This window comes from Bradyrhizobium sp. JHI2711 (genome assembly GCF_056156565.1).
Map to the genome: position 1 here is coordinate 60,100 of NZ_JBPZPT010000008.1, position 22,430 is coordinate 82,529.

14 protein-coding genes are annotated in these 22,430 nt (G+C 58.8%); all 14 read left to right on the forward strand.

Annotation, left to right across the window (positions count from 1 at the left end):
- Positions 1-3 precede the first annotated feature (3 nt).
- The 14 genes from rfbD (at position 4) to ACTEK7_RS34730 (ending at position 22,018) form a co-directional block, all read left to right on the forward strand.
- Positions 4-993 (forward strand): dTDP-4-dehydrorhamnose reductase, encoded by a 990-nt coding sequence (gene rfbD / locus ACTEK7_RS34665; RefSeq protein WP_225139924.1) that lies wholly within the window; start codon positions 4-6, stop codon positions 991-993.
- On the forward strand, positions 902-1,789 hold the full coding sequence (gene rfbA / locus ACTEK7_RS34670; protein WP_109143414.1) for a glucose-1-phosphate thymidylyltransferase RfbA: 888 nt from the start codon (positions 902-904) through the stop codon (positions 1,787-1,789). The genes rfbD and rfbA overlap by 92 nt, the downstream gene beginning before the upstream one ends.
- A gap of 109 nt (positions 1,790-1,898) precedes the next feature.
- Entirely contained in the window at positions 1,899-9,179 is a 7,281-nt protein-coding gene (locus tag ACTEK7_RS34675) for a DUF4082 domain-containing protein (protein ID WP_225147624.1), read from the forward strand.
- Positions 9,180-9,189: 10 nt separating this feature from the next.
- Positions 9,190-9,510, forward strand: a complete 321-nt coding sequence (locus ACTEK7_RS34680; protein ID WP_057029412.1) for a hypothetical protein — start codon at positions 9,190-9,192, stop codon at positions 9,508-9,510.
- Positions 9,488-11,707 carry a peptidase domain-containing ABC transporter gene (locus ACTEK7_RS34685; RefSeq protein ID WP_225114281.1) on the forward strand — a complete coding sequence of 740 codons (2,220 nt, stop codon included), beginning with the start codon at positions 9,488-9,490 and terminating at the stop codon, positions 11,705-11,707. Before ACTEK7_RS34680 ends, ACTEK7_RS34685 begins: the two co-directional genes overlap by 23 nt.
- Positions 11,704-13,131, forward strand: coding sequence for an HlyD family type I secretion periplasmic adaptor subunit (locus tag ACTEK7_RS34690; protein ID WP_074448161.1), 1,428 nt, complete (start codon positions 11,704-11,706; stop codon positions 13,129-13,131). The genes ACTEK7_RS34685 and ACTEK7_RS34690 overlap by 4 nt, the downstream gene beginning before the upstream one ends.
- An 852-nt stretch (positions 13,132-13,983) precedes the next feature.
- Positions 13,984-14,496: a glycosyltransferase gene (locus ACTEK7_RS34695; RefSeq protein ID WP_036029170.1), complete on the forward strand. Its 513-nt coding sequence runs from the start codon at positions 13,984-13,986 to the stop codon at positions 14,494-14,496.
- Positions 14,497-14,777: 281 nt separating this feature from the next.
- Entirely contained in the window at positions 14,778-15,842 is a 1,065-nt protein-coding gene (locus tag ACTEK7_RS34700; protein ID WP_036029172.1) for a Gfo/Idh/MocA family protein, read from the forward strand.
- 48 nt (positions 15,843-15,890) lie between these two features.
- The gene (locus ACTEK7_RS34705) at positions 15,891-17,363 is read left to right on the forward strand and encodes a lipopolysaccharide biosynthesis protein (protein ID WP_036029173.1); all 1,473 of its coding nucleotides are present in this window, start codon (positions 15,891-15,893) and stop codon (positions 17,361-17,363) included.
- A gap of 14 nt (positions 17,364-17,377) precedes the next feature.
- Positions 17,378-17,905: an acyltransferase gene (locus tag ACTEK7_RS34710; protein WP_036029176.1), complete on the forward strand. Its 528-nt coding sequence runs from the start codon at positions 17,378-17,380 to the stop codon at positions 17,903-17,905.
- A gap of 91 nt (positions 17,906-17,996) precedes the next feature.
- Positions 17,997-19,172, forward strand: coding sequence for a DegT/DnrJ/EryC1/StrS family aminotransferase (locus ACTEK7_RS34715; protein WP_225147623.1), 1,176 nt, complete (start codon positions 17,997-17,999; stop codon positions 19,170-19,172).
- 5 nt (positions 19,173-19,177) lie between these two features.
- Positions 19,178-20,170 carry an NAD-dependent epimerase/dehydratase family protein gene (locus tag ACTEK7_RS34720; RefSeq protein WP_225147708.1) on the forward strand — a complete coding sequence of 331 codons (993 nt, stop codon included), beginning with the start codon at positions 19,178-19,180 and terminating at the stop codon, positions 20,168-20,170.
- Between the two features lie 306 nt (positions 20,171-20,476).
- On the forward strand, positions 20,477-21,334 hold the full coding sequence (locus ACTEK7_RS34725) for a glycosyltransferase (RefSeq protein WP_225147622.1): 858 nt from the start codon (positions 20,477-20,479) through the stop codon (positions 21,332-21,334).
- Positions 21,335-21,502: 168 nt separating this feature from the next.
- On the forward strand, positions 21,503-22,018 hold the full coding sequence (locus ACTEK7_RS34730) for a UDP-N-acetylglucosamine--LPS N-acetylglucosamine transferase (RefSeq protein ID WP_225139932.1): 516 nt from the start codon (positions 21,503-21,505) through the stop codon (positions 22,016-22,018).
- Positions 22,019-22,430 lie beyond the last annotated feature (412 nt).

Below are 22,430 nucleotides of genomic sequence, written 5' to 3' on the forward strand. Positions count from 1 at the left end.
GAGATGACAGATCGACCAATCCTCTTTGCCGGACGGAATGGTCAGCTGGCAATGTGCCTTCGTGATCTTGCCACAACGCGCGGTTTGCCTGCGGTGGCTCTCGGGCGCCCAGAACTCGATCTAGAGAATCGGGAAGGTATCGACAAGCTCATTGCGTCGATCGGGCCGTCTGCGATCATCAACACGGCCGCCTATACGGCGGTAGATCAGGCCGAAGCTGAAGCGGCGAGGGCCTTCAGCATCAATCGCGATGGCGCGGCCGCGCTGGCGGATGTCGCGTGGCAAATGAACATTCCGCTCATCCATCTCTCGACCGACTATGTATTCGACGGTGCGAAACCCGAGGCGTACGACGAAAGCGACATTCCGGCGCCGTTGAACGTCTACGGCGCATCCAAGCTTGCCGGGGAGGCTGCTGTATTGGCAGCGCACCCGCTCGCGACCGTGATCAGATGCTCCTGGCTTTACAGTCCCTATGGCAGCAACTTCGTCCGAACGATGCTGCGGCTATGCGAGACGCAGCAGGTCGTAAGGGTTGTCAGCGACCAACATGGTAACCCGACTTACGCGTTCGACCTCGCAGAAGCCGTCCTTCGGATCGCTCAGCAATCACTAACCGACGATCGCAGGGCCACGGCCGGCATTTTTCATCTCGGTGGCCAAGGCGAGGCAAGCTGGTACGATTTTGCGCAGGCAATCTTTCACGAGTGTTCCCATCGTGGAGCGCGGATTCGGGCGCTCGAGGCGATCACGACTGAGGAGTTTCCGACCGCTGCGCGCCGGCCTCTGAACTCGCGTCTGGACTCATCCAAGGCCGAACGCGTGTTCGGGATCCGCTTGGCGCCTTGGCGCCATTCACTCCAAGCTTGTCTGGACCAGCTGGTCGGAGAAGGAGAAACCGATGCTGAAGGGAATCGTGCTGGCTGGCGGCAGCGGAACGCGCCTCTATCCGATCACACGAGTGGTCAGCAAGCAGTTGCTTCCGATCTATGACAAGCCCATGATCTACTATCCCCTGTCGACGCTGATGCTGGCAGGGATCCGCGAAATTCTGATCATCACCACGCCGTCGGATCGGTGTCAGTTCGAGGGATTGCTAGGCGACGGCAGCCAATGGGGGATCAAGCTTAGCTATGCCGAACAAACCCGCCCCGCTGGTCTGGCAGACGCGTTCATTGTCGGGGCCGATTTCATCGGAAGCGATCGCGTGGCGATGGTGCTTGGGGATAATATTTTCTTCGGCGATGGCCTGAGCGAGTTGCTTGCCAGGGCGGCAGGTCGCGCGGAAGGCGCAACCGTCTTTGCCTATCACGTGCGAGACCCAGAACGGTACGGCGTGGTCGCGTTTGATGAAGCGGACCGCCCCGTGTCGATCGAAGAGAAACCCAAACGGCCGGCTTCGAACTGGGCAATCACGGGGCTGTATTTTTTCGACAACCGCGTCGTCCGCTACGCTCGCCGTGTCGAGCCATCGGCGCGCGGCGAGCTCGAGATTACCGATCTTCAGATGCGTTACCTTTCGGCCAATGCGCTCCACGTTGAACGCATGGGGCGGGGATTTGCGTGGTTGGATACTGGCACGGTCGAATCTCTCATCGACGCAGGAACGTTCGTCCAGACCCTGGAGAAGCGGCAGGGAATGAAGATTGCGTGCCTCGAGGAGGTCGCGTTCAGACTTGGCTTCATTGATCGCGATCAACTTCTAGCGTTGGCTCAACCATTGGAGAAGAGCGGCTACGGCAAATATCTGAGCGAAATCACGCGACTGCCGCAGTTTGCCTCGCGTTAGCACCACTCGGCCGATATCGAATCTGAGTTAAATTAATGTATTGAATTGACCGCAGTTTAAAAGACAATTAAAATATTGAGAGGCGATTATTTATTTAATCGGTATGCTCATGCTGGTTCAAAAGGCGAACGCCTTCGGCCGGGGAACTCGGCACGTTCTTTGGGAGCAGGATGTTCCAGCCCTTTGGCAGGAATTGCCGGTCGCGAGCGCTTTCGCGGGTTTCGACGCACTTGGCCTCTGGGCTCCGCGGGGTGTTGATCGGTCAGTAAGCGGGGCATTCGCTCCAGGGGGGGACGTCTCGTTCTTCGAACGGACGTCTCGGGCCGACTCGGCGGGCTTGCGCGGCGTTTTGCCCGCTCTCTTCGCTGCACCTTCCCGGTCGCGATTGCCTGCGCTGCTATCTTCGACGTCTTTGACGAGCGGTCATAATGGCCTGACGCCAACGCTCTCATTTGTGGCGAGCGAAGCGGCGCGGAAATCACAATCGACTTCCACCCCAGGCGCCACTCACTGGGTGCATCCGATTGACGGAGCCTGGAATGTCGCAGCGAACTGGAGCGCCGGGCTCCCAGGCACCATCGACGCTGCGTTCCTCGATGCAGCCGGAACGTATGTCGTCACGAGCTCGGGCGGTGTTGATATTGGGAGTCTAATCCTCGATGCAGGTGCGACGCTTTCGTTGGATGCCGGCTCGCCATTTATCGTCGAACGCGATGTGCTGAACAATGGGACAGTCGAGGTTGGAGCGTTCCTCGGCAATCGCATTCCGACCGGGGAGTTCAGGGGTGACGTCAGCGGTACTGGATCTTTCGAGATTGCAGACAAGGCGATCTTGGAGATCGGAGGTTCGGTTTCCGGCCAGTTCTTGAATGGATCGTTCTCCGGCATAACGGTGTCGTTCGAAACGGGAACTGGCACGCTTGTCCTCGATCAGTCGGCCAACTTCCACGGCTTGATCGCGGGTTCGTCGCCGGGAGCGCCGCTTGCGCCAGGCAACCTCATCGACTTGAAGGATCTCCCCTTTACATCGTCGATGTCGGCGACCGTCCAATACGACAATAGCTCGAATATCAGCACGGTCGATTTCAGCAACGGTGCGGCCAATGTCTCCTTGCTGTTCTCGGGGATGGACTTGAATTGGAATTTTGAAAGCGATGGGCAGGGAGGCACCATTGTTTCCGATCCGCCCACGAATCCCATTGTACTGGAAAACCAGAAGCCAGGTACGCCGAAGAGTGTCTGGCAGATTCAGCCGGGCGAGAATTCAACTCTGACAGAAGGATTTGCGACAGCAATCAGCACCAATGTCGGAGGGACGGTCCAATTCAAGATCAACAACCTGACCGGCAACCCGAACTATCGCGTCGATGTCTACCGGCTCGGCTATTACGGCGGCGATGGTGCCAGGCTGGTTACGAGCCTGCAGCATCAGGCCGCAACGGCGGTCGTCCAACCCGATCCATTGCGCGATCCGTCGACCGGGCTCGTCGATGCCGGCAATTGGAGCGTGACCGATTCCTGGAGCGTACCGGCCGATGCGGTCTCGGGCGTCTACATAGCCAGCGTCGTCAACGGCACCGAGATTTTCCAGATCCCATTCATCATAAGGAACGACGCTTCGCACAGCGACATCGTCCTCCAGACAAGTGATCAGGACTGGCAAGCCTACAATGGCTGGGGAGGGGCCAACCTATATTTCGGGAATGGTCCGGGCGTCCGTGGATCAGCCTACGCGGTCAGTTACAATCGCCCCCTCATAACGCGTGACGGCGAGGGAACTTTTTCCGAGGGGGGAGACTCCCCGTTCACGGCTGAGTTTGCGGCCATTCAGTGGCTCGAGCAAAACGGGTACGACGTTTCTTACATTTCGGGAATCGATGCTGCGACAAACGGCTCGTTGTTGCTCAATCACAAAATCTTCATGGACGCGGGGCACGACGAGTATTGGACCGAAGCTCAGCGTGCCAACGTACAGGCCGCAGCGCATGCTGGCGTGAACCTTGCATTTCTCACAGGCAACGAGATCTATTGGAAAACAAGGTTGGCACCCAGCATCGATGGCAGCGGATCAGCCAATCGCACACTCATTAGCTACAAGGATACGCACGCAAATGCGTTGATTGATCCAACAGGACAGGCGACCGGCAATTTCTCTGACCCGCGGTTCGGTCCGCCTCTCCCCTCGAACGAGTTGACCGGTACATTGTTCGCGGTCAACGCATTCCGGTACGATACGATCACGATACCGTATCCAATGACCCAGTTGCGCTTCTGGCGCAATACGGCTGTCGCGCAAACGTCACCCGGGCAGACCGCCTCGCTCGTACCTGGCCTGTTAGGCGTTGAATGGGACACGGCGCCGGACAACGGATTTCGCCCAGCGGGGTTGATGAGTGTCTCATCTACCACATTGCAGGTGAATGGACAGCTTCTCCTCGATTATGGCAACACGTTCGCAAACGGCACGGCAACCCACAATCTCGTGCTGCATCGGGATCCCGTCAGTGGCGCACTGATATTCTCGGCCGGTTCGATCAACTGGCCGTGGGCGCTTGCAAGCGACCACGACGGACCTGCGACTCCGGTAGACCCTAATGTCCAGCAGGCGATGGTCAACCTTTTCGCTGATATGGGCGTTCAGCCGGCGACGCTGCAAGCAAACCTGACGGCCGCGATTCGGTCGACCGACACCACGGCGCCGACGTCTAGTATCGGCAATCTCTCGGCTGCCAGCGTTGTCGAGGGGCAATCGATCACGGTGACGGGGACGGCCAATGACGCGGGCGGAAAGATTGCCGGCGTCGAAATTTCCACAGATGGTGGAAACACCTGGCACCCAACCAACAGCAATGTCGGCGCGGCGACCGTGACCTGGTCATACACGTTCGTCACAGGGGCCAAAGGGACCTATAATCTCAAAACCAGGGCGGTCGACGACAGCCTGAACCTGGAAACATCCGGTGCGGGCGCAACCTACACGGTCACACCATCTTCCAACCTGACACTCTTCAGTAGTACCGATACGCCTGCGTTGCTCTCAGACAGCGACTCCGCCTCGGTTGAGCTCGGCGTCAGATTCGTCCCGGCCGTCTCGGGGAAGATCACCGGCATTCGCTTCTACAAAGGGCCTCAGAATACTGGCACCCACATCGGAGATCTCTGGACCGCAAACGGCACGCTGCTTGCGAGCGCCACCTTCACCAACGAAACCGCGAGCGGCTGGCAGCAGGTCAATTTCGCCACGCCTGTGAGCGTGAACGCTGGCACGACGTATGTTGCTTCCTACCACGCGAACACCGGTCACTATTCGTCGACCGACTTCTACTTCATCGGTTATGGAGGCGTTACGAAAGGTGCGCTCACCGCGCCGGGTAGCAGTCTCAACGGTGTCTATGCCTATGGCAGCGGCCCGACCTTCCCCAGCACCGTTTCCTCCACGAAGGCCCCGAATTACTGGGTAGACGTCGTTTTCGATGATTCAGGCGTGGCGTCGCCACAAGCTAATGGCGACAGTGGCTTCACAGTTACCCAGAATGGCTTGCTGAATATTGCGGCATCGACGTTGCTTGCGAACGACACCAACCCGTCCGGGCTGGCTTTCTCGCTTACCAGCGTCGGTAACCCGGTCAACGGAAGCGTAAGCTACAACTCGCAGAACCAGACGGTGACCTTTGCTCCTACCGATGGCTATGCCGGCGCGGCGAGTTTCACGTACACGATCACAGACACGAGCGGCCAAAGTGGTTCCGGCCAAGTGTCCCTCAAGGTCAACTATCCGGTCTCCTCGCAGAGCCTGTTCGGCACCAATGATGCGCCAAGCGTCCCCAATTCCGGGGATACCAGCCCCGTCGAAGTCGGAGTCAAGTTCACCGCATCGGTGAACGGGACGATAACCGGCCTGCGCTTCTACAAGGGATCGTTGAATACGGGTCCCCATATTGCGGATCTCTGGAGCTCGACCGGAACTCTGCTCGCAACTGCGACGTTCACGAACGAGACAGCCAGCGGCTGGCAGCAGGTCAACTTCTCTACGCCTGTGGCGATTACGGCAGGCACCATTTATGTCGCGTCTTACCATACCAACGGCAATTATTCCGGTACCCAGAACTATTTCACGACATCGCTTGCCAACGGGCAGCTAACAGCTCCGGCTGGCAGCAACGGAGTCTATGCCTACGGATCCGGAAACACGTTCCCGACGAATACCTTCAAATCCTCGAACTACTGGGTCGACGTCGTCTTCAACGGCTCCTCTAGTCCCAACAATACGGCGCCAACTGCGGTCGCCGACACCGGTGATGCCACCGAGAAGGGCGGCGTGAGCAACAGCGTCGGTGGCACGGCGGCGACTGGCAACGTGCTGACCAACGATACCGATCCCGACGCGGGCGATACCAAGACGGTCACCGCCGTCAGCTTCGGCTCGACCGGCGGCACACTCGGTTCAGCGCTGTCTGGAGCCCACGGCAGCCTCGTGCTCAATGCCTCGGGCGGCTTCACATATACGGTCAACGAGACCGATGCGGCCGTCCAGGCCTTGCGGCAATCGACCGACACGCTCAGCGATATCTTCAATTACACGATGCGCGACGCCGCCGGCGCCACGGCATCGTCCACACTCACCGTCACAATCCATGGCGCCAACGACGCGCCGGTGCTGGCCGCCCAGACCGGCAATCAGACCGCAACGGTCGGTACGTCATTCTCGTTGACGCTGCCTGGGGGTACCTTCACCGACGTCGATTCCGGGGATTCGCTCGCCTACACGGCGACAGCCGCCGACGGCACGGCACTTCCCGCATGGCTGACCTTCAACGCCTCGACGCGGACCTTCAGCGGTACACCAACGTCCAGCAATGTTGGCACCCTCAGCATCAAGGCCTCGGCCACCGATCTCGGCGGCCTGTCAGCCAGCGAGACGTTTGATCTCACGGTGACGACAACGCCCTCAACCGTGAGCCTGTTCTCGAGCTCGGACACGCCGGCCATCCTGTCGAATTCCGATGCGTCGCAAGTCAATCTTGGCGTGAAATTCACGTCCTCCGTGGCCGGCACGATCACTGGCGTCAAGTACTACAAGAGTGCAAACGACCCCGGGACTCATACGGGCTCGTTGTGGAGCAGTACCGGCACGCTGCTGGCGAGTGCGACGTTCACCAACGAGGGCAGCAGTGGCTGGCAGACCGTCACATTCAGCAATCCCGTGTCCATCTCGGCTGGCACGACCTATGTGGCGAGCTTTCACAGCAATGGTCATTATGCGTCCACCACCAACTACTTCACCACCGCGCGCACCAGCGGTCCACTCACGGCTCCTGCGAGCATCAACGGCGTCTACACCTACGGCGCCGCTAACCTGTTTCCGACCAGCACGTACAACGCCAGCAATTACTGGGTCGACGTCGTCTTCAACGGCTCCTCCAGTCCCAACAATACGGCGCCAACTGCGGTCGCCGACACCGGTGATGCCACCGAAAAGGGCGGCGTGAGCAACAGCGTCGGTGGCACGGCGGCGATTGGCAACGTGCTGACCAACGATACCGATCCCGACGCGGGCGACACCAAGACGGTCACCGCCGTCAGCTTCGGCTCGACCGGCGGCACACTCGGTTCAGCGCTGTCTGGAGCGCACGGCAGCCTTGTGCTCAATGCCTCGGGCGGCTTCACATATACGGTCAACGAGACCGATGCGGCCGTGCAGGCCTTGCGGCAGTCGACCGACACGCTCAGCGATATCTTCAATTACACGATGCGCGACGCCGCCGGCGCCACGGCATCGTCCACACTCACCGTCACAATCCATGGCGCCAACGACGCGCCGGTGCTGGCCGCCCAGACCGGCAATCAGACCGCAACGGTCGGTACGCCATTCTCGTTGACGCTGCCTGCGGGTACCTTCACCGACGTCGATTCCGGGGATTCGCTCGCCTACACGGCGACAGCCGCCGACGGCACGGCACTTCCCGCATGGCTGACCTTCAACGCCTCGACGCGGACCTTCAGCGGTACACCAACGTCCAGCAATGTTGGCACCCTCAGCATCAAGGCCTCGGCCACCGATCTCGGCGGCCTGTCAGCCAGCGAGACGTTTGATCTCACGGTGACGACAACGCCCTCAACCGTGAGCCTGTTCTCGAGCTCGGACACGCCGGCCATCCTGTCGAATTCCGATGCGTCGCAAGTCAATCTTGGCGTGAAATTCACGTCCTCCGTGGCCGGCACGATCACTGGCGTCAAGTACTACAAGAGTGCAAACGACCCCGGGACTCATACGGGCTCGTTGTGGAGCAGTACCGGCACGCTGCTGGCGAGTGCGACGTTCACCAACGAGGGCAGCAGTGGCTGGCAGACCGTCACATTCAGCAATCCCGTGTCCATCTCGGCTGGCACGACCTATGTGGCGAGCTTTCACAGCAATGGTCATTATGCGTCCACCACCAACTACTTCACCACCGCGCGCACCAGCGGTCCACTCACGGCTCCTGCGAGCATCAACGGCGTCTACACCTACGGCGCCGCTAACCTGTTTCCGACCAGCACGTACAACGCCAGCAATTACTGGGTCGACGTCGTCTTCAACGGAACCAGCGGCAGCAACCAGCAACCGGTGGCTACGACTGACAGCAGCTTCCACGCCACTCAAGGCGTCCCTCTCACTATCGACGGGGCGGCACTGCTTGCCAACGATACCGATCCGAACGGAGACGCTCTGACGATCACTGGCGTGAGCGGTGCCGCTAATGGGACCGCCAGCTTCAACGCCCAGAACAATTCGGTGACGTTTACGTCAGCGAGCGGCTTTACCGGGCCGACTTCTTTCGACTACTCCATCTCAGACGGCCGTGGCGGCACTGCAAGCGCCTCCGTCAACGTGACGGTGCATGCCCCATCGTCCAACGTCGTTAGCCTGTTCAGCTCCAATCCCACGCCGAGTGTTGTATCGGCCAACGATGGCCAGGCGATCGAGGTTGGTATGAAATTCCAGGCCTCCGCCCCAGGTGATATCATCGGGCTACGCTTCTACAAGGGACCGTCCAACACGGGTACGCACGTTGCCGATCTGTGGAGCAGTACCGGCACGCTTCTGGCGACGGCCACGTTCACCAACGAAACGGCGAGTGGCTGGCAGCAGGTCAGCTTCAGCACTCCGGTGACGATCGCGGCGGGGACCACGTATATTGCGTCTTACCACAGTGCGGGGGGCTATTCTGCGGATCCAAACCTCTTCGCCAGCTCCCTCACGAGTGGACCGCTAACGGCTCCGTCGTCGTCGTCGAGCGGCGGCAACGGCGTTTACGCGTATGGGACCGATAGTTTGTTCCCGACGAGCAGTTTCAACGCGACGAGTTACGCCGTAGACGTCCTGTTCAGACCTCAGCTAGCAGCATAGGAGACGTAAGATGCACGCCGAACTTTATACCGATGGAATCGAAGAAATTACCGTCAGTGGAACCATCGTCCGCGTCGATCTGGTCAGTCTTTCACCGACAGAGCGTGACGCCAACAACGCTCCGAAGCGCGTATTTTCTCAGCGGCTGATCTTTTCGGTCGAATCTTTCGCTAACTCGGTCGACGTAATGCAGAAGGCGCTCCAGGGCCTGGTCGATGCGGGCGTCGTCCGGCGGAACCAGCCAGCTCAATCGCACAACGGTGCGTCGGGAGTACGTGATGCGCTGGCGCACAACACACGGTCTCTGAATGTCTCTTCGAACTTCCGCTGACATCGATGCCGCTGGCGGCGCGAAGGACCGGGTTGCGGACGCGCCCGCGCCCGGATTGTCGACCCAGACGGCATTGGAATGCCTGTCCAAGGTTTCCAGTCACCATGGCATAGATCTGCCGGTCGAACGCTTGAAGCATGCGTATGCGGTAGCCGGCCCGCTCTCGTTGAATCTCCTGCTGCGCATGGCGAAGGATGCAGGCCTGCGCGCGAGGAGCACGAAGCTGGATTGGGGCGCGCTGATTCATCTTGGAGAGGCCTATCCGGCGCTGGCGAGGCTCGCCAATGGCAACTGGATCGCCGTTCTTGGTGCGGGACGGCGAACTGATGGCACCGAGGTCGTCAGCATCTTCGACCCGCTCGCCGACCGCAAGCACGAGGTCTTGGTTGTCGAGCGCGATCGATTCTGTGCGCAGTGGGCCGGTGACACGATCCTGATCAAGCGCGAGCAGTTGACACAGGATGGCCGAGGGAGTTTCGGCCTCCGGTGGTTTGTGCCGGAACTGCTTCTTCAATGGCGGCTGTTCAGGGACGTCGCCATTGCCGCCATCCTGCTCTATGCGTTGGGCCTCGTCATCCCGATATTTTTCCAGCTCGTCATCGACAAGGTTTTGGTTCACGAAAGCTTCACCACTCTGTACGTACTCGCGGTAGGAGCGGCCGTAGCGCTCGTCTTTGACGCGATATTCGGCTTTCTGCGGCGCTACTTGTTGCTATATGCGACCAACAGGGTCGACATTCGCGTCGCTACGAAGACGTTCGGTCATCTCCTCGGGCTACCGGTTACGTTTTTCGAGCACATGGCCGCCGGAGTCCTGGTCAAGCACATGCAGCAGGCGGCGAGGATCCGTGAGTTTCTGACCGGGCGCTTGTTTCTGACGACCCTCGATGCGCTTTCGCTGTTCGTCTTCCTGCCGGTCCTTGCGCTTTATAGCGTCAAATTGACTTTGATGGTCCTGGCCTTCACCGCCGCGAGCGGCGCCGTCGTCGGCCTGCTCATGGGTCCATTTCGACGACGACTGTACGATCTATATCAAGCGGAAGGTGCGCGGCAGGCTCTCCTCGTCGAAACAGTTCACGGCATGCGCACCGTGAAATCGCTGGGGATGGAGCCAGTGCAGAGCAGGGTGTGGGATAGCCGCTGCGCGCAGTCCGTGACCATGCGATTCGGTGTCGAGAAGATCTCCGCAGGCGCCCAGGCGCTTACCGGATTTCTGGAGAAGATCATGACGCTCGGAATCATTTCCGTCGGGGCACTCGATGTCTTTGCCGGCGAAATGACAATCGGCGCGTTGGTCGCCTTCAATATGCTGGCCGGCAGGGTCTCCGGACCGCTGGTCCAGCTCGTGACCATGGTGCACGAATACCAGGAAGTGGCTCTTGCCGTGAAAATGCTCGGCGAGGTGATGAATCAGAGGCCTGAGCGCGACGGTCGGAAAGATGGGCTGCGGCCCGACCTTGCCGGCAAAATCGAGTTCGAAAGTGTCTCTTTTCGCTACGGATCCGAGGGATCGCCGGCGCTTGATGATGTCTCCTTTACCGTCGAGCCAGGATCGATCTTCGGGATCGTGGGACGGAGCGGCTCAGGCAAGACGACTCTCACCAGGCTGATTTCGGGCATGTATCCGGTGCAGCAGGGGCTGCTGCGCATCGACGGATATGACTCGAGGGAGCTCGACCTCGCGCATCTGCGCCGAAACCTTGGGATCGTCCTGCAAGACAATTTCCTGTTTCGCGGGACGATTCGCGACAATATCGCCTGCGTGAAACGTGATGCCACCTTTGCCGAGGTCGTCGCTGCAGCTCAGCTCGCAGGCGCCGACGAGTTCATCGAACGGTTGCCGCGTGGCTTCGACACCATGCTTGAGGAGGATGCATCGAACCTGTCCGGCGGGCAGAAGCAGCGGCTCGCGATTGCGAGAGCTCTGATCGTCAATCCAAGGATCTTGATTTTCGATGAAGCGACGAGTGCCCTCGATGCCGAAAGCGAAATGATCATCAGGCGCAATCTCCGCCGTTTGGCGGCAGGACGTACCGTTATCGTCGTCTCGCATCGGTTGTCGATGCTGACCGAAGCAAGCCAGATCCTGGTGATGGACCGCGGCCGAATCGTCGATATGGATCGCCACGACCACCTCCTGTCGAAATGCACTATCTACAGGCATTTGTGGAATCAACAGATGAAGCAGATTGCATGAGGGAGACTGGTCCATCACGCGCGGATGTGAATCCGAACGGTCTCGTTCCGGCCAGATCGGTCGAGCGCCGCCGCAAGCTATTCAGGCCAGTACCGAGGCGAGCGCCAGTCATCGCCGAGTTCCAGTCCGATGCGACCGAACTCGAGCAGCAAGCGCCACCGCGGCTCGCGCGCTTCATCCTTTACGGCGTACTTGCACTAATTGCTTTCGTGGTCATCTGGGCTTCCGTTTCGCAGGTGGAGATGATCGTCACGGCGCAGGGAAAACTTACCACGACGCGTCCCAACCTGGTCGTGCAGCCGTTGGAAACGTCGGTCATACGCGAGATCCACGTCAAGGCCGGTGATCGCGTCAACCGCGGCGACGTTCTGGCGACGCTCGATCCGACGTTTTCGCAGGCGGATTTCGACCAACTGCGCGGCAGAGTGGCTGGATTCGATGCGTCGATCGATCGTCTGAGCGCTGAATTGAACGGAATCGAGTATGCCGTCAAAGAGCTGACGAACGCGGATCAGATCCTGCAAGGCAAGCTGTTCTTGCAGAGGAGAGCCGCCTACGAGGCGCAGATTCAGAACTACGACGCACAGATCGCATCCGCGCAAGCCAATCTCAAGACGGCACAGAATGAAGAGGCGGTTCTCCTTCAACGGCTCGACACGATGCGTTCGATTGAAGCGATGCGGACCACGCTGATGGATAAGGAGGTCGGTTCGAGGCTGAACTTCCTGCTGTCTCGCGATGCTCGGCTCGAGGTCGAAAGCAATCTGGCGCGTGTTCGCGGCAGTATCGCCGATAGTACCCATCGGCTCGAAAAGGCCCGCGCTGATCAGAAAGTGTTCGCCGAGGAGTTTCGTCGCACCACCTATCAGGAACTGGTGGAGACGCTGCCGAAGCGCAATAGCGCGGCAGAGGAATTGAAGAAGGCCGAGCTTCGTCGACAGTTGATCATCCTGCAGGCGCCGGCAGATGCCGTGGTGCTGGATATCGCGAACCGGACAGTCGGCTCGGTGGTTCGCGAGGCCGAAACGTTGTTTGTTCTGGTTCCGCGCGACGTGCCGCTTCAGGCGGAGGTCAACGTCGAGGGGCGGGATATCGGTCAGGTGGCGCTCGGACAGTCGGTTCGGATCAAGTTCGAAGCGTTTCCCTTCCAGAAGTATGGAACTGCAACGGGAGAAGTCCGCGTCATCAGTCAGGATACGTTTTCCCCGGATACGAAGGCCGAAGGTGCGCGCCGCGCGCCAGCTCCCTATTACCGCGTACTGGTCGATTTGTCGGACACGCACCTTCGGCTGCCGGCTGAACGCATTCAACTGATTCCGGGTATGGCGGTGACGGCCGAACTGAAAGTCGGCAAGCGCACCGTGATCTCCTACTTCCTCTATCCATTGCTACGCGGACTGGATGAAAGCATCCGGGAGTACTAGGTAATTCAGCGTAGATGCCGGTTCAGGTAGATCAGTCCTCATCCGGAGAGGGCGCGCGCTCGCGAGAGTCGAACTACGCCCTTTGAGGCTTGGTGCTGCAGCCCGAACATGGCCGCCGGGCGCACACCCATCGTCTGGATGGATCTTTCCCGACCAGTAAAATCGCTCGCAGGAGGCGTGATCTCCAAACGCTCAATGTGTTGCTTGTCTGTCCACCTGCCGCCTGAGAGCACTAGGCCTTAGCAGATACTTCGTCCAACGTCCCTCAGCTGACTGCACTTCAGGGCCGAAGTATGCCTTCGGGGTGGCATTACAGGCGATTGTCGAAGAGTGCTGCGCGCGCTGTCGGGTGCGCGTGTCGGCACTTGCATCGAACTGACGGAGGAAGTCGCGGCGGTGGAGGGCAAGAGCGTCGCACGCTGTTTCATTCCATATCGTCAACCGCGGGGCCGAAAGCTTCAAAGTCGCGAACAAATACCGCGAGAAAATAGGGACGGATCTAAAATTTTAATTTATTTATCTTCTTGAAAATAACCGCCCGGACGGTATTATAGAATAATAATAATTAAATGCTGTTTCGATTGAATAATACATTTTTCTGCAGAGGGTTGCGGTGCGTGCGTGGATGTTTGCGATGGTCCTTCGATACTCAAGGTATGGCCGACACCGTCGATCTCGCGAGCGCGGTTGTGGGCTGGCCGGCGTTCGACATCTTCGCATGCGCAGTGGGCGTCGCCTCGTATGTAATTCCACCGCGAATGGCCGGACCGCATTTGTCAGGAGCCAAGTCGCGTGTGGTGGCGGTACGTCACCTTGTTCGCATGTCAAACGCATCTATGAAGGACTCGCGTTATGATTTTCGTAACAGTCGGAACGCAAGTGCAATTCGACCGTCTGATCCGAACGGTCGACGAATGGGCCGGTGCACGCGCAAGGAGCGATGTTTTCGCTCAGATCGGGCCATCAAACTATCCATTCAAGCACATCCGTACCGAGCGGTTCATTGACCCAAGTCGATTCAAAAGTTGCGTCGAGGCGGCAAGCGTGGTGATCGCTCATGCAGGCATGGGCTCCATTATCACCGCCCTCGAGCTCGGAAAACGAATTATCGTCATGCCACGCCGCGCGAGCCTGGGTGAACACCGAAACGATCATCAGATCGCAACGGCAAAACAGTTCGCCGCGCAAGGCCGTATTGAGGTCGCTTTCGAAGAACGGGAATTAACGGACAAATTGGATCAGTTGGACATCGTCAATCGATGCGAACGCCTCGGTGGTGAAGCATCGCCGCAGCTGATCATGGCAATTCGGAGTTTCATCGAAACGGGACATGTTCGTTCCGGACCTAACAGCGCTTCAGCTTAGGCGGTGGATATGAAAATACAATACGGCCGAGCCTCTTCTCCTGTCCAGTCGTGCCGTAACGATGACGGAGACCTCCGCCTAAGCCAGCAACGAAGATTGCCAAAAGCGCACCGCCCTGCTCGACGTCGCCATGGCAACCGTGAGCTGGAATGTCCTAGACACACTGCGCGTCTGTCCGTGTTCACTTGGCCGCGGAGGTCAGCGGTGTGGCCATCGCCAGGACTGTCGAACTAACCTAGCAAGTTGAAAACCTCACGCGAGTTTTGATCACTGGTGCAGTTATGTCGAACGATACAGTTGGCATTGGGGTTGTCGGATACGGCTATTGGGGACCGAACCTGGTCCGCAATTTCGCTGCTCATCCTTCGGTACGTCTAGTTGGTATAAGCGACCTTGATCCGGAGAAGCTCGCGACCAGCAAGCGTCTTTATCCGGGAGCGATAACGACGTCCTGTTACGACGAATTGTTCAAGAACCCGGCCATCGATGCCGTGGCCATCGCTACGCCGGTTCATACACATTATGAATTGGCGCTATCCGCGCTCAAGGCGGGAAAGCACGTTCTGGTTGAAAAGCCGCTGGCACAAAGTTCAGATCTGGCCCGACGCCTGATCGATGAGGCAGCTCGGCGCGGTCTAATACTGAGCGTGGATCACACTTTCGTCTATACGCCGGCCGTGCGGAAAATCCGCGAGCTCTTGCTTAAGAAGGAGCTCGGTGAAGTCTATTACTACGACAGCACGCGGGCCAGCCTTGGCCTGTTCCAGAGCGACGTCAACGTGATCTGGGACTTAGCGGTGCACGACATTTCGATTATCCACCATATCTTGGATGAGAGGCCTGTTGCAGTTTCGGCGACGGGATCGTGCCATGTGGCCGGCTCGCCGGAAAGCATGGCCCATATCACATTGTTCTTCGATAGCACATGCGTTGCCCATATCAGCGTCAACTGGCTCTCGCCAATCAAGGTCCGCCAGACGTTCATTGGAGGCAGCAAGAAGATGATCGTCTATGACGATCTTGAACCGACGGAAAAGATCAAGGTGTATGACAAGGGTATCACCGTGGACGGCCCCTCCGATCACGCCCATCAATTCCGGATCGGTTATCGGGCTGGAGATATGTGGGCGCCCCACGTCGCTCCTAAGGAAGCGCTGCAGGTCGAGGTCGAGCATTTCATCGCTTGTGTGCGCAATGGGACGCCACCGATCTCGAGTGGCATGTCCGGACTGCGGGTGATCGAGGTCCTGGAGGCTGCATCTCGGTCGATCGCCGAACACGGCAAGCCGGTCCTACTGAAACGGCAGGAGTACAGGAGTCCGGAACGTGCGACGGCGACGGTTTGAAGCATTGGCGGGCGACACGGTATCCGCGAACAGCGCGACGGTCTCGCGATGAATTCGGTAGAACGTTCCATCCTGTTTTCAGCGGCCGACCGCTATGGCAGCCTTATCCTGGTCTTCGTTGCCACCGCTATCCTCGCTCGTCTGCTTTCGCCGGCAGAATTCGGGGTCTATGCAGTCGTCACTGCCATCACGACGGTGATTGGCGCATCCTTTTTTGAGTTCGGGGGCGGAAACTATCTGATTCAGAAGCGTGAATTATCCACGGCGGACGTTCGCTCCGCGTTCACCATCACGCTCGGAATATCGGTAGCAATTGCGCTTCTGCTGTTCGTGCTTGCGGGCCCGCTCTCGGAGCTCTTTGCCCAGGACAGTCTCAGAAAGGGCATCCAGGTGGCGGCGCTGAATTTTGTTCTAGTCCCGTTTCACGGGACAACATCCGCTCTGCTCCGCCGCGACATGAAATTCGGCACGCTGGCCGTGTGCAACCTGGCAACCGGAGCGGCGACGGCCGTCGCATCGATCGTGCTTGCGATGGCGGGATTCAGCTACATGGCGCCAATCTGGGGCGGATTGGCGGGGAGCATTGTATTCACCGTGATGCTGCTTGCCAATCATCGGGACTGGGGCGTCTTGCGTCCATCGCTGCTCGGGCATCGCGAGGTAGTCAACTTCGGTCTTTACTCCAGCGCGGTCAGCGTCATCAATCTCGTCTACAATCTGGCGCCGCAGCTGCTGCTCGCCAAGATCCTGGATTTTGGATCTGTCGGTCTGTACACCCGGGCTACCAATCTGACACAAATGTTCGACCGGCTCGTCGCGCAGGCTCTAAATCCTGTCATTATGCCGGCGATTGTCGCACAACGCAGGGCAGGGGCGGATCTGAAGGCCGTCTATCTCGAGGCAGTTGAACTCCTTTCGGCTGTGCAGTGGCCGTTCTTGATTTTTGTCGCGCTCATGGCTCAGCCGATCGTTCTGATTTGGCTCGGGCAGACGTGGCTGGAAATAGTTCCCTTGGTCCGCATTCTCTGCATTGCAAATCTTGCGCTATTCGCGGCTTGCCTTACCTATCCCGTGTTCCTCGCTGTTGGAAGCGTACGCGACGCCTTGGTGTCTTCGCTCATCTCGCTACCACCTTCGCTTCTGGTCGTTCTGGGCGCATCGTTTTTCGGCGTAGAGGCTGTCGCAAGCGCGGCCCTCGCAACACTGCCGTTCCAGACCGCCGTGGTGATATATTTCCTCAAACGTCATCTGGCCTTCAGTTCAGGGGAGTTTTTCCGCGCCTCTCTGAAGAGCGGCCTGGTGACGTTCGCTATGGCCCCCGGTGTACTGGCTTGCGCCGCATTGATCGAAGCGGGCATGCTTACTTCCCTGACCGGCCTGATACTGTCGTTCCCCATTGCCGGCCTCGGCTGGTGGTGCGGATTGACAATGACCGGCCATCCGCTGCTGCATCAGCTTCGCCACGTTGCAGACGGGCTCTTCCGGAGTGCGCCGAGGCTGCGTCGATCACGTCCGGCATAATCTGGAGGACAACCATGCCAATAACGAAGGATGTGAAGCTAGGCCGTGACGTCAGGATATTTCATCCCGAGCTGGTCAACCTGTATGGTTGCACCGTTGGCGATGAGAGCAAGATTGGAGCCTTCGTCGAGATTCAGGCGGGGGCAAAGATAGGTGCGCGTTGTAAGATTTCGTCGCATACCTTCGTCTGCGAGGGCGTCACGATCGAAGACGAAGTTTTCATCGGCCACGGTGTGATGTTCACGAACGACAAATATCCGAAGGCGACAACCGCAAATGGTCGTCCTCAGCTGGCTTCGGACTGGACACTTCAGCGCACTCACGTCGGTAGGAGAGCCTCCATCGGCTCGAATGCGACCATTCTATGCGGCGTGACGATCGGAGAGGGGGCCTCCGTAGGTGCGGGAGCGGTGGTGACAAAGGACATTCCCCCCGGCGCAGTCGTGGCCGGCGTGCCTGCTCGGATTCTGGCCGCCGCTGACGACGGGGTGCCAAGCGGTCGTAGCTCAGCAGAGCCGCTTCAGAAAGACTATCACCGGTAATATATATTCTGCTTGAATTTAACGCTTGATTAAATTTAATAGTGGGATTTAAATAGCCGATATAATGTCGATCAAATCAAGGCTTTGAATCTTGATACCCTTCCTGGACCTGAAAGCGCAATACAGCCAGATCAAGCCGGAAATCGACGCCGCAGTGGCGAGGGTCGTCAGTAGCGGGCACTTTGTGCTCGGACCCGAGGTCACAGCCTTCGAGGAACGCTTTGCAAACTATTGCAGGACCACCGCTTGTCGCGCGGTGAACAGTGGCACCTCGGCGCTTCACCTTGCCTTGCTGGCGGCCGGCGTCGGATCCGGTGACGAAGTCATCACGGTCTCCATGACGTTCGTCGCAACAACCGCAGCTATTCTCTACAGCGGCGCCAGGCCGGTATTTGTCGACGTTGACCCGGTAACATGGACGATGGATCCCAGCTTGATCGAAGCTGCGATCACACCGCGAACCAAGGCGATTCTGCCAGTTCACCTCCACGGGCTGATGGCCGACATGGATCCGATAATGGCCATAGCGCGTCGTCACGGGCTGGTCGTCATTGAGGACGCCGCGCAGGCGCACGGCGCGGAATATCGCGGACGTCGCGCAGGCTCGATCGGCGATCTGGGATGTTTCAGCTTTTATCCGGGCAAGAACCTCGGAGCGTTTGGCGAGGGTGGGGCGGTCGTCACCGACCGGCCTGAATTCGCACGCCGCGTGTCCCTGTTGCGGGATTGGGGGCAGGAGGCGAAGTACGACCACGTCATTGCCGGATACAACTATCGCATGGACGAAATCCAGAGCGCGGTACTGAATGTCAAGCTGGACTATATTGAGCATTGGACGGACGCACGTCGGTCGCTGGCTGAGCGATACAATGCGCTGCTTTCTGGTCTTCCATTCGCGCGTCCCCAGCCTCCCCAGTACGCCCGCCACGTGTATCACGTCTATGCGGTCAGATCGGAGTGCCGCGACGACGCGCTGAACCGGTTGCGTGATGCCGGGATTGGCGCCGGGATTCACTATCCCGTCCCAGTGCATCTGCAGAGGGCATATGCAGAACTCGGCTATCGGGCCGGTGATCTCCCCGTCACTGAGATGCTCGCGAACGACTTCCTCTCTCTTCCCATCTATCCCGAGTTGCGGCCGGAACGGACGGCCGAGGTTGTCGGAATATTGAGGAGTGCGGCGCTGCGGCCTAGCGCAGACATCAGCACCCGGTCGGAGCATCCACAAAGCTTCATGACATGGTCGCACAACAGGAGAGCGTCTTGATCGATATCAAGGGTAAACGCGTTCTGGTCACCGGCGGGGCAGGATTTATCGGCTCCCACATCGTTGATCTGCTCTGCGACGAGGGCTGCATCGAGATTGTTGCCCTCGACAACATGATCAGAGGCCGGCCGGAAAATCTCCGGCGGGCGCTCGGGCGTGGGCCCGTAAGGCTGGTTCACGGCGACATTCGCGATCGCAAGCTGATGGAAGCGTTGGTCAAGGCTGCCGACATCGTCTTTCACCAGGCCGCGCTCCGCATCACTCATTGTGCGGCCGAACCGCGCCTGGCTAAGGAGGTCATGGTGGATGCCACCTACGACCTGCTGGAGCTGTGCATCAAGCACGATATTGAGAAGATCATCGCGGCCTCTTCGGCATCGGTATATGGCATGGCCGAGGAGTTTCCGACGACAGAGCGGCAGAATGCCTACAATAACCGAACCCTATATGGGGCCGCCAAGGCGTTTAACGAAGGGCTACTGCGGGCTTTCAACGATGCATGCGGCCTCGACTATGTGGCATTCCGGTATTTCAACGTCTATGGCAGCCGGATGGACATCCACGGACGGTACACCGAGGTCTTGATCCGCTGGATGGAGCGGCTGGAAGCCGGATTTCCTCCCGTTATCTTTGGCGACGGCCGTCAGACCATGGATTTCGTCCACGTCCGCGACGTCGCGCGTGCCAACATCCTTGCCGCCAGGGCAAAGATTACCGATGAGGTCTTTAACGTCGGGAGCGGCACTGAAACAAGCCTGACCGAGCTGGCTACGGTACTTGCGTCGGTGATGGGACACCGCGGCCTCACGCCTGAATTCGCGCCGGAGCGCTCGGTCAATCCAGTACCGCGACGGCTGGCCTCGACGGGTAAGGCAGAGCGTTTGCTGGGCTTCCGCACCACGGTTTCGCTGGAGCAAGGGCTCGCAGATCTCGTGAAATGGTGGCGATCCGAGCGCGAGCTCGCTTCGGAACATCAGCGGCAGGCGGCGGCATCGTGATTCCGATCGCAATGTCGCTACTTGCAGATCAAGAGACCGAAGCGGCGCGCCTGGCCGTTCTCTCTGCTTGGGCGTCGGAGCGTTCGAGGCCGAGGCGGAACGCGCGGCCCTGCCATCCGGCTAGGTTCGGTAGAGTCCGCAGACGGGGGTGAGCACGGGTTCGCCCCTGTAGTCGGCTCGGTCGATGCCTGTGCGGCGCCCGCGCAAAGTCATCGGCTGTGAGGCTGAACCACCCCATGAGGCTGATCGAACCTGTGGCAGCCTTAGAGAGGTACGCAAATTTGATCGATCTCGACCGGACCATTCATGATTTCGATCGTCGTCCCAGCCCACAATGAGAGTTCTGTGATCGCACGGACGTTGAGGCAATGGGTTGGCAACCCAGCTTCGGACCAGATCCGTGTGGTCGTCGTCTGCAACGGGTGCTCAGACGACACTGCGAACGTCGCCCGGCGTTTCGGCCCAGCCGTCAATGTTGTGGAATCGAACATCGCAAGGAAGACCCACGCACTGAACCTTGGCGATCAAATCGCGGACGGTTTTCCGCGGATTTATGTTGATGCCGATATTTTGATTACCGTTGATGCCATTCTGGCTTTGGCAAGCCGCCTCGATGATGGTGGCGTTTTGGCGGTCGCGCCTACAGCCGACATCAATCTGGCAGGCTGTTCCTGGCTCGTCCGTAAATACTTCGGAATCCGGTCACGGCTGCCATCCTCGCGTGAGGGTATCGGCGGTTCTGGCGTGTATGCCTTATCTGAGGCGGGACGCAAGCGGTTCGGCCAATTTCCAGACATCACCGCTGATGACACCTTTGTTCGACTTCAGTTCAGACCAGAAGAGCGGGAGACACTGCCCCGCGTTAGGTCCATGGTATTCGCCCCACGCACTCTGCTGCAGCTTATCGCCGTCAGAACTCGTGCCTACAGGGGAACATTCGAGCTCGCCCGGCGCTTTCCTGAACTGCGTGTCAACAAAGGACCGGCGAATGGCCGGGCGCTCATTGCGCTGTTCAAGGAACCTCGCTTATGGGCCGGACTATTGATTTATTGTGGGGTCAACATTGCCGCTCGCTGTAAGGCTACCCTGGGTTCCCGACTTGGAGCTCATCGTTGGCAACGCGACGACACTTCCCGTGCGGTACTATCAGATTCAATCAAGTAAGATTCAAATTCGGCTGGCCTGACAGGAAATCGGACGTACCGCGCATATAAATCGCTTGATTTTAAATGGCGGCATGTTAATTTAAATTAAAATATTAAATGCAGGCGCCGAGGACCCGATCCGTTCATGGGAGCTTGCGAGCTTGCAGCGTTCTAGGGAGGCCAGCCCATGCTTCTCAGCCCGGTTTTTCACCGCAAGACGTTGCTCAAGAACAACACGCCGCGGTCACCCGGCACTCGGCCGAAACTGCTGGCGGTCTCTTCGGGTGGGGGCCATTGGGTGCAGCTGTTGCGGATCAAACCCGCCTTCGAGCATTGCGAAGTCACGTTCGTCACCGTCCACGACTCCTATCAAGCCCAGGTGCCCGACCACAAATTCTACCTTGTCAATGATGCTAACCGGTTGACCAAAATCGCGCTGTTGAAGGCGGCGCGCAGAATGGCCTGGATCGTTTGGAATGAAAGGCCGGACATCGTCGTTTCGACGGGTGCCGCTCCGGGATATTTGGCACTACGGTTTGGACAAATGATGGGTGCGCGCACTATCTGGCTCGACAGCATCGCCAACATCGAGCAGCTTTCGATGTCGGGAGACCGTATTGGTCATTGCGCCGACCTCTGGCTGACGCAGTGGCCCCATCTGGCGCGACCTGAGGGACCTCATTACACAGGCGCGGTGCTATGAGTTTCCTGGCGGTCGGAATGCCGTCACAGCTGGACCAGCAGCTCCATGTCTTCGCGCATCGTGATTTCTCGTGACGGCATTGCTTGCATGATTACCTCAAGCTTGGAAGTGGATGATAGTCATGCCTCCTTGAGGGGGACTGGATCGCAGTTGCCCCCGGGCGACCATCTGCGCTGACGCGGTGGTGTCGCGTGACGTTCGGCTACGCGACCGTCGTGTCGTGCGCATCGGCTGCAGGAAGGCAGGTTGGCGCCTGAAGCTGCCCCCGATAGTGGCAGACATCTACATTAGATTGATTTATTATCGTTGGGTTAATTGACTTAATATAATAATCTATGACAAATAAATCGCGACGCCGCATCGCGCTCCAGGAATAGGAATAGTCCTTGATGTCCTTGTCAGGTTTGAAAGC